The organism is Stenotrophomonas sp. Steno-C15 (assembly GCF_056393265.1).
In genome coordinates this window covers 178,516-187,114 of the sequence record NZ_JBWJPF010000005.1, presented here as the reverse complement: position 1 = coordinate 187,114, position 8,599 = coordinate 178,516, and the positions used below count along the sequence as shown (strand labels likewise).

The window sequence follows — 8,599 nt, the reverse complement described above, 5'->3', positions numbered from 1 at the left end:
GAACCGGTCACATTCGGCACGCGGCCCCGTCATGGGACACAATCCCTGCAGGAGCCGCTGCCATGACGACGTTCGCCGCCAGCATCGACCAGACCCTGGAACGTGAACTGCCAGCCGCCAGCAGTGGCTGCCAGCACGCCTATGGGCGCATCGTGCTCGCCTGCCAGAACACCGTGACCGCCATCGCCCTGGCCATTACCGGCGATCGCCAGGCCAGCGAGGACATCGCGCAGGAAGCGTTCGTGAAGGGCTGGCAGCAACTGCACCAGCTGCGCAGTTCCACCAGCTTCCTGCCCTGGCTGCGGCAGATCACCCGCAACCTCGCGCGCGACTGGCTGCGTGCACAACGCGGCAGGCCCCTGAGCGGCGAGGCCGCCGAAGTTGCGCTGGGCATGGCGGCCGACCCCTCGCCGACTGCCGCCGACCGCCTGCAGCGACTGGAAGAGGAGGTTGCCGCCGAGGACATCATCTCGGCGCTGCCCACCGACAGCCGCGAAGTCCTGCTGCTTTACTACCGGGAAGGTCAGCGCTCGCAGCAGGTGGCGGACCTGCTGGGCCTGAGTGATGCGGCGGTGCGCAAGCGCCTGTCGCGGGCCCGCGCGCAGGTCCGCGAGGGACTGCTGCAGCGCTTCGGCGAATTCGCGCGCAGCAGCGCACCCAGCGCTGCCTTCGCAACCACCGTGGTCTCGATGGTGCTGATCGCTGCGCCCGGCACGGCCAGTGCCGCGATCCTGCTCGGCACCGGTGTGGGCATTGGCGGCAGCAAGCTGGGGTTGGGCGGCGCCAGCGCAGCCGGCGGTACCGCGATGGGATCGCTGACAGCGGCGCTGGGGCACCTGCATCTGGTCCCGGCCCACAACTGGGCAGCGATCGCCGGTGCCGTGCTGGGCGGCGTGCTGGGCAGCTACCTGGGCGGTCGCTTCCTGCTGTCCTACGCCGAAACGGAACCGGAGCGGGCCCAGGTCCGGCGCTTCGTCCATCTCAACACCTGGACCGTGATGGCCTGCTGCCTGTCCATACTGCTGGTCGTGCTGCTGCAGACGCCGGTATGGGTACACCTGGTGGTCATGGCCATCGGCCTGGGTGCGGTCAACTACCAGTGCCTGGGACCGCTGCAGCGCCTGATGCGGCCCTTGATCGTGCGCGACGCAGCGCGGCGCGGGCGGCAGGGCATCAACTGGAAGTACGAAGCGATGTACGGCCGCAGCGCCATCATCGCGATGAACCTGCTGGTGATCGCCCTGGTGGCCTATACGCTGCTCGACAGCGGTCGCCTGTAACGGACGACGCCGGCAGTCTGCCGGCGTCGTCGTTGAAGGTTGCGCCGTGATCAGCGCTGCGGCTTCGGTGCGGCGCCGTCACGCGGGCCCCCGTGGCGCGGGCCGCCATGCATCGGGCCCTTCGCCGCATCGAATTCGGCCTTGCTCAACTGGCCGTCCTTGTTGGTGTCGGCAGCGGCGAACCAGGCGTCGCGATGCTGCTTCATGCGCAGCTCGCGATCAGCCTTGTCCAGATAGCCGTCCTTGTTGAGATCGAGCTGGTCGAAACGTGCCGCCAGGCGCGGATCGGCCTTGGCCTCTTCGCGGCTGATGCGGCCGTCCTTGTCGGTGTCCAGCCTGGCCCAGCGCTCGCCGCCATGGCCGCCACGACGACCATGCTGCCAGCGCGGCATTTCATCGCGCGACAGCCTGCCGTCCTTGTTGCGGTCCAGTTCGTCGAACTTGGCCGCCAGACGTGGGTTGGCAGCGGCCTCGCTGCGGTCGATGACACCGTCACCGTTGGTGTCCAGCTTGGCCGGACGCTGTGCCGGTGCGGTCGGGGGAGTCGCCGCCAGCGCGACACCGGAGGCGGACGTGGCAAGCAGCAGGGCCAGCAGCAGGGGGGTACGGATCATGAGGTCACTCCTGGGGATGAGGTTGCGTCGGGGTGATCAGTTCACCCTCGAATGACAACAACGCCCGGCCGCGACGGCGGTTGACGCGGTCGCCAGTTCCGTTCATCCGGCGGACAGTCGCGTTCATTGCGACACGCTGGGGCTATGCTGTGGCCATGGCGATCCACGGCGACAGAGACGACGAACTGCGGCTGTTCCAGACCGGCGAGCACCCCTGCGGGTACTGGCCGGACCGGGTGGCGCGCGACCTGGTGATGGATCCCCACGACCGTCGCCTGGGCGGCCTGTATCCCCTCGCACTCAGCTGGGGCTTCCGCCGCAGCGGCGACCTGGTCTATCGGCCCCACTGCGCGCAGTGCCATGCCTGCGTGGCGGTACGGATTCCGGTGGCCCGGTTCGCACCGGACCGCAGCCAGCGTCGCTGCGCCACCCGCAACGCCGACCTGGAAGTGCGGATCACCGCCGCCACTGCGCGCGAGGACCTGTTTGCCCTCTACCACCGCTATCTGGTGCACCGCCACGCCAACGGCGGCATGGACGATCATGGCCCGCACGAGTTCGAGCAGTTCCTGATCGGCAGCTGGTCGCACACCCGCTTCCTGGAGATGCGCCTGCCGGGCCACGATGGCCGGCCCAGCCAGCTGCTCGGAGTGGCCGTCACCGATGTCACCGAGCACGGCCTTTCGGCGGTCTATACCTTCTTCGATCCAGACCACGCAGCGCGGGGACTGGGCACGTTCGCCATCCTGCAGCAGATCGAATGGGCGCGTCGCGAAGGACTGCCGCACGTCTATCTGGGCTACTGGATCCGTGAACACCAGAAAATGGACTACAAGCGCCGCTTCCGTCCGCTGGAGGCCTACGATGGCCGTCGCTGGCACGATTTCGACCGCGATCTGGACGGCCGCTGACAAACCGCTGACACCGGGCGGGGTGCACAATAGGCGGCATGAACACCCAACCCCTGATTCTTGCCCTGGCCCTGCTGTGTGGCGCTGCGGCCCCTGCTCTTGCCAGGACCCCTGCGATGACCGAAACACCGTCCGCATCGCTGCGCCTGGCCACCTACAACACGTCGCTGTACTCCGATGAGGCCGGCGGCCTGATCCGGGAGCTTGAAGGCGACAGCGCGCATGCGCGCAAGATTGCCGCCGTGCTGCAGCAGGTGCGCCCGGACCTGGTGCTGCTGAACGAATTCGATTTCGACGACGCCCATCGCGCCGCCGACCTGTTCCAGAAGCGCTACCTGGAAGTGGCGCAGCCGGGCGGCGGCGCGCCGCTGCACTTCGCCTACCGCTACCTGGCCCCGGTCAACACCGGCGTGCCCAGTGGCCTGGACCTGGACAACAACGGCGTGGTCGGCGGCGAAGGTCGCAGCCGTGGCAACGATGCCTGGGGCTACGGCCTGCACCCGGGCCAGTACGGCATGCTGGTGCTGTCGCGCTACCCGATCGATGAAGCCAGGGTACGCAGCTTCCAGCTGCTGAAGTGGAGCACGATGCCGGGCGCGATCCGTCCGGTCGATCCGCGCAGCGGGCAGAGCTTCTACAGCGACGCCGTGTGGTCGAAGCTGCGCCTGTCGTCGAAGTCGCACTGGGATGTACCGGTGCAGACCCCGGCAGGCGTGGTGCATGCGCTGGTCTCGCACCCGACGCCGCCGGTGTTCGACGGCCCGGAAAAGCGCAACGCGGCGCGCAACCACGACGAACTGCGCCTGTGGCAGGAGTATCTCACCGCGGGTGACAAGCCCTGGCTGTGCGACGACAAGGGCCAGTGCGGAGGTCTGGCGCAGGATGCACGCTTCGTGATCCTCGGCGATCTCAACAACGACCCGGTCGACGGCGATGGCCGCCACGAGGCGATCGTCGAACTGATCGAGAACGCACGCGTATTGCGCTACCCCACCCCACGCAGCGCGGGGGGTGAGGAAACCAGCCTCGCCTATGCCGCCAAGGGCATCGTGCGCAAGGGTGCGCCCTTCCACGCCACCGGCGACTTTGGCCCGAAGTCCGGCACCCTGCGACTGGATTACGTGCTGCCTTCCACCGGGTTCCAGTACGTGGGCAGTGGCGTGTTCTGGCCAGCCAGCAACAGCCCTGACGCGAAGATTGCCGACGGCAGCGACCACCACCTGGTGTGGGTGGATGTGAAGTGACCCCAGGCGCCAGGCGCGCTGCTCTGCCTTGCAGAAAGCCGCCGGGCGCGGCGCGGCGCTACCGGCTTACGGACGCAGCTCGACGCCGATGGCGTCGGCGGCATCACGGGCGATCGAGCGCGCCTCGTCGATGGTGTGGGCGCGCGCCAGGGTGACGCCGACACGGCGCTGACCGTGCACGCTCGGCTTGCCGAACAGGCGCACGGCCGTATCCGGCACCTGCAGTGCGGCAGCGACGTTGTTGAAGTACGGCACGCCTTCGCCCTGCGCCAGCAATGCACAGGATGCCGACGGACCACTCTGGCGGATCACCGGAACCGGCAGGCCCAGGATGGCGCGTGCGTGCAGCGCGAACTCGCTCAGTTCCTGCGATACCAGCGTCACCAGGCCAGTGTCGTGCGGGCGCGGGGACACTTCGCTGAACCACACTTCATCGCCCTTCACGAACAGCTCCACGCCGAACAGGCCCCAGCCACCCAGGTCATCGGTGATCGCACGCGAGATCTCCTCCGCGCGCGCCAGCGCCTTGTCCGACATCGGCTGCGGCTGCCAGCTCTCGCGGTAATCGCCGTCCTTCTGCAGATGACCGATCGGCGCGCAGAACGAGGTACCTGCCGCGTGGCGCACGGTCAGCAGAGTGATCTCGTAGTCGAAATCGATGAATCCCTCGACGATGCAGCGGCCGGCGCCCGCGCGGCCGCCGGTCTGCGCATACTCCCAGGCCGGCGCGATGTCCGCTTCGCTGCGCAGCGTGCTCTGTCCCTTGCCCGAGGAGGACATCACCGGCTTGACCACGCACGGCAGGCCGATGGCGGCCACGGCGGCGCGGTACTCCGCCTCGGTATCGACAAAGCGGTAGGGCGAGGTTGGCAGGCCCAGCGTCTCGGCAGCCAGGCGGCGGATGCCCTCACGGTCCATGGTCAGGCGTGCGGCACGCGCGGTGGGGATCACCCGCAGGCCCTGCTCCTGTTCCAGCTGTACCAGCGTCTCGGTGTGGATCGCCTCGATCTCCGGCACCACCAGATGAGGCTGTTCCTGGGCGATCAGCGCACGCAGCGCCATCGCATCCAGCATGTCGATCACGTGCGAACGATGCGCGACCTGCATGGCGGGCGCATCGGCGTAGCGGTCGGCGGCGATCACCTCCACGCCCAGCCGCTGCAGCTCGATGGCCACTTCCTTGCCGAGTTCGCCCGAGCCCAGCAGCAGCACACGGGTGGCGGAGGGCGAGAGGGGGGTTCCGAGCTTGGCCATGGAGGGGTCCGGCAGTGATGTGAAGGCGGGTGGGCATTCTAGCCGGTCCAGCGGCGGTTCCCGACGAACGGTAGTCGCCATCTGATATCAATTTGATATCGTCGCCTCGAACCCTCAAGGACGTACTGCCATGAAAGAGAAGTCGCTGTCCTCCCTCAACGGCCTGGGCACTCTGGCGGGCGCATTGCTCGTCGCCGTCTTCGGCGGTGTGCTGTTCGTGCTGGGCATCGCCGCCAAGGCGTCGACCGGCTCCCCCAACCTGCTGATGATGCTGGTTGGCGCGCTGGTCGCGGTGGTGGCGCTGTTCGCGCTGGCGGGCCTGTACACCGTGCAGCCGAACCAGGCCGCGGTGGTGAGCCTGTTCGGCAAGTACGTCGGCACCGTGAAAGACAATGGCCTGCGCTGGAACAACCCCTTCTACAGCAAGCGCCACGTCAGCCAGCGCGTGCGCAATTTCGAAAGCGGCAAGCTGAAGGTCAACGAGCTCGATGGCAGCCCGATCGAGATCGCCGCAGTGATCGTCTGGCAGGTGGTCGATGCCTCCGAAGCGGTCTACAACGTGGACGACTACGAGAGCTTCGTGCACATCCAGTCCGAATCGGCGCTGCGCGCGATGGCCACCAGCTATCCCTACGACCAGCATGAAGAGGGCCAGCTGGCGCTGCGCAGCCACGCCAGCGAGATCTCCCAGCACCTGAAGAACGAGTTGGCCGAGCGCCTGGCCGACGCCGGCGTGCAGGTGATCGACGCACGCATCAGCCACCTGGCCTATGCTGCCGAAATCGCCCAGGCCATGCTGCAGCGCCAGCAGGCCAACGCGGTGATCGCGGCACGCACGCGCATCGTTGCCGGTGCGGTCGGCATGGTCGAGATGGCCCTGGGCGAACTGCAGAAGAACGGCGTGGTGCAGCTGGACGAGGAACGCAAGGCGCACATGGTCAGCAACCTGTTGACCGTGCTGTGTTCGGACCGGGGCACGCAGCCGATCGTCAACGCCGGTTCGCTGTACTGAATCACCCTCGCAACGGGGCGCCCCACCGCCCCGCCAGGAGCATCCATGAGCGAGAAGAAAGCCTATCCACTGCGCATCAACGCCGACGTCCTGGCCGCGGCGCAGCGCTGGGCCGACGACGAACTGCGCAGCCTCAACGCGCAGATCGAGTACCTGCTGCGCGACGCGCTGCGCAAGGCCGGCAGGCTGCCGCATCCCAAGCCACCTCAGGAGGAGAAGGAATGAGCAAGCGCTGGACGTACCAGACCCTGGAAGTGCCCTCGACGCTGATGGGCAGCATGAAGACCGAAGCCGTGCAGGAGGCGTTGAACAAGCAGGGCCAGCTTGGCTGGGAGCTGGTCAACATCGTGATCCCCGCGCCGATGAGCGCAGCGGTGCTGGTCTTCAAGAAGGAGCTCTGACCATGAAGACCCGCCGTTCGCTGTTCGCCCTTTCACTGGCGCTGCTGAGCGGTGGCGCATTCGCCGCCGAACCGCAGCAGGTTGCCGCCCGGTTGCTGGACCACCTACAGGCCGGCCGCATCGCCGATGCGGAGGCGATGCTGACCCCGCAGATGGCCCGTGCCGTTCCCGCCGAGAAGCTCGACAGCGTGTGGCGGTCCCTGGGCGAACTGCAGCAGCGCGGCCAGGCCCGCAGCAGCGAGCAGCAGGGCCTGCACCTGGTGGAAGTTCCGCTGCAGTTCACCGGTGGCGCGGTGATCGCGCAGGTGGCCGTGGATGCACAGGACAAGGTCGCCGGCCTGCTGCTGCGCCCCGCCCCCGCGGCCAAGGCACCGCCGCCGCCGGCCGATGCGACCTACAGCGAAGTTGATTTCAGTGTGCCGCAGACACGCGGTGCGCTGCCCGGCACGCTGGCGCTGCCCAAGGGCAAAGGCCCGTTCCCGGCAGTGGTGCTGGTGCACGGCTCGGGCCCGCAGGACCGTGACGAAACCATCGGCGGCAACCGTCCCTTCCTCGATATCGCCCGTGGCCTCGCCGCGCACGGAATCGCGGTACTGCGCTACGACAAGCGCACTCTCGCCCGACCCCAGGATTTCCAGAGCGGCACCTTCACTGTCGATGACGAATCCACCGACGATGCGGTGGCGGCACTGGAGGCCGTCGCCAGCGACCCGCGCATCGACGGCCGCCGCGTGTTCGTGCTCGGCCACAGCCAGGGCGGCATGCTTGCGCCACGCATCGCCAGCCGCTGGCCACAGGCGCGTGGCGCCATCCTGTGGGCCGCTCCCGCGCGCACGCTGCTGGACCTGCTGCCGGAACAGAACCGCTACCTGCTGAGCCTGGACGGCGACATCAGCGCGGCCGGTCAGGCGCTGCTGGACAAACTGGACAGCCAGATCGCCGCAGCACGTGGCAGCACGCCGGTACCCGCCAGCGAACTGCCACTCGGCGTTCCGCAGTCCTTCTGGAAGAGCATCGAAGCCGTAGATGCCCGCGCCGATGCACAGCGGCTGCGCGCACCGCTGCTGATGCTGCATGGCGGGCGCGATTTCCAGGTTCCCGATGCCGACTGGGCACTCTGGCAGAAGGCCCTCGCCCGGCGCGACGATGTGCAGTGGCGGACCTATCCGGCGCTGAACCACATCGGCATCGCTGGCAGCGGCCCGAGTTCGTTGAAGGAGTACACCCGGCCCGGCCATGTCGATGCGGGGTTGATCGATGACATCGCCCGATGGGTGGAGGCACAACGATGAGCCCCAATGAAGCCCGTCCGTTCGAGCTGGCTGGCAGTTCACCCCTGCGCGTGCTGTGGGTGCTGTTGCCGGTGCTGGCCGTGCTGGTCATCAGCGTGTCCGTGCAGTTCAGCCGCACGCGTGCGCCTGCACCATGGATGGAAGTCACCCTGTCGCCGCCGTTCTTCCTGATGAACGGCAGCGCGGCATGGAGCATCGCCGTGCTGGTGCTGATCGGCGTGGGCCTGGGTACTTCGTTCTTCCGCCGCCGCGTGGAGCTGGTGGGTGGCGTGCTGGATGTGCGTTCGACGCTGTACCGACGGCGTACACCGGTGCGCGACATGCTGCTGGACCAGGCCGAGGTGGTGGACCTGGCGCAGGACCGCCGCTATGGCATCCGCTTCAAGACCAACGGCTACTCGATGCCCGGCTTCTATTCCGGGCATATGCGGCTGCAGGGCGGCGGCAAGGGCTTCGCCCTGGTCACCGACCGTCACCGCACGCTGGCGATCCCGGTGCGCGGCGGCAGCACCCTGCTGCTGAGCATGGAACGCCCACAGGCATTGCTTGACGCCCTGCGCAAGGTGGCCGCAGCCCCGCCACGGCAGTAAG

The 8,599-nt window shown here is 68.0% G+C and carries 10 protein-coding genes; 8 read left to right on the top strand and 2 right to left on the bottom strand.

What is annotated here, in order from left to right:
• The first annotated feature begins 62 nt into the window (after window positions 1-62).
• Window positions 63-1,280: an RNA polymerase sigma factor gene (locus AC06FB_RS06800; RefSeq protein ID WP_346475995.1), complete on the top strand. Its 1,218-nt coding sequence runs from the start codon at window positions 63-65 to the stop codon at window positions 1,278-1,280.
• Between the two features lie 50 nt (window positions 1,281-1,330).
• Here AC06FB_RS06800 and AC06FB_RS06795 read toward each other — a convergent pair whose 3' ends face one another.
• Window positions 1,331-1,894, bottom strand: a complete 564-nt coding sequence (locus AC06FB_RS06795; RefSeq protein ID WP_065182363.1) for an EF-hand domain-containing protein — start codon at window positions 1,892-1,894, stop codon at window positions 1,331-1,333.
• Window positions 1,895-2,049: 155 nt separating this feature from the next.
• Between AC06FB_RS06795 and AC06FB_RS06790 the strand changes: the two genes are divergently transcribed.
• Window positions 2,050-2,805 carry an arginyltransferase gene (locus AC06FB_RS06790; RefSeq protein ID WP_053516144.1) on the top strand — a complete coding sequence of 252 codons (756 nt, stop codon included), beginning with the start codon at window positions 2,050-2,052 and terminating at the stop codon, window positions 2,803-2,805.
• 38 nt (window positions 2,806-2,843) lie between these two features.
• Entirely contained in the window at window positions 2,844-4,049 is a 1,206-nt protein-coding gene (locus AC06FB_RS06785) for an endonuclease/exonuclease/phosphatase family protein (protein ID WP_111186571.1), read from the top strand.
• Window positions 4,050-4,115: 66 nt separating this feature from the next.
• Here AC06FB_RS06785 and purT read toward each other — a convergent pair whose 3' ends face one another.
• Window positions 4,116-5,303 (bottom strand): formate-dependent phosphoribosylglycinamide formyltransferase, encoded by a 1,188-nt coding sequence (gene purT / locus AC06FB_RS06780; protein WP_111186570.1) that lies wholly within the window; start codon window positions 5,301-5,303, stop codon window positions 4,116-4,118.
• A gap of 130 nt (window positions 5,304-5,433) precedes the next feature.
• On the opposite strand from purT, the gene AC06FB_RS06775 reads away from it, so the two are divergent.
• From AC06FB_RS06775 to AC06FB_RS06755, 5 genes are read left to right on the top strand one after another with little or no spacing between them, the layout of a single operon-like run.
• Window positions 5,434-6,315, top strand: a complete 882-nt coding sequence (locus AC06FB_RS06775; protein ID WP_053516150.1) for an SPFH domain-containing protein — start codon at window positions 5,434-5,436, stop codon at window positions 6,313-6,315.
• Window positions 6,316-6,360: 45 nt separating this feature from the next.
• Window positions 6,361-6,540 (top strand): type II toxin-antitoxin system antitoxin, encoded by a 180-nt coding sequence (locus AC06FB_RS06770; RefSeq protein WP_053516152.1) that lies wholly within the window; start codon window positions 6,361-6,363, stop codon window positions 6,538-6,540.
• Window positions 6,537-6,716 carry a DUF4177 domain-containing protein gene (locus AC06FB_RS06765; protein WP_053516154.1) on the top strand — a complete coding sequence of 60 codons (180 nt, stop codon included), beginning with the start codon at window positions 6,537-6,539 and terminating at the stop codon, window positions 6,714-6,716. The genes AC06FB_RS06770 and AC06FB_RS06765 overlap by 4 nt, the downstream gene beginning before the upstream one ends.
• 2 nt (window positions 6,717-6,718) lie before the next feature.
• The gene (locus AC06FB_RS06760) at window positions 6,719-8,008 is read left to right on the top strand and encodes an alpha/beta hydrolase (RefSeq protein WP_065174601.1); all 1,290 of its coding nucleotides are present in this window, start codon (window positions 6,719-6,721) and stop codon (window positions 8,006-8,008) included.
• On the top strand, window positions 8,005-8,598 hold the full coding sequence (locus AC06FB_RS06755; protein ID WP_460256344.1) for a PH domain-containing protein: 594 nt from the start codon (window positions 8,005-8,007) through the stop codon (window positions 8,596-8,598). Before AC06FB_RS06760 ends, AC06FB_RS06755 begins: the two co-directional genes overlap by 4 nt.
• Window position 8,599: the final 1 nt, after the last annotated feature.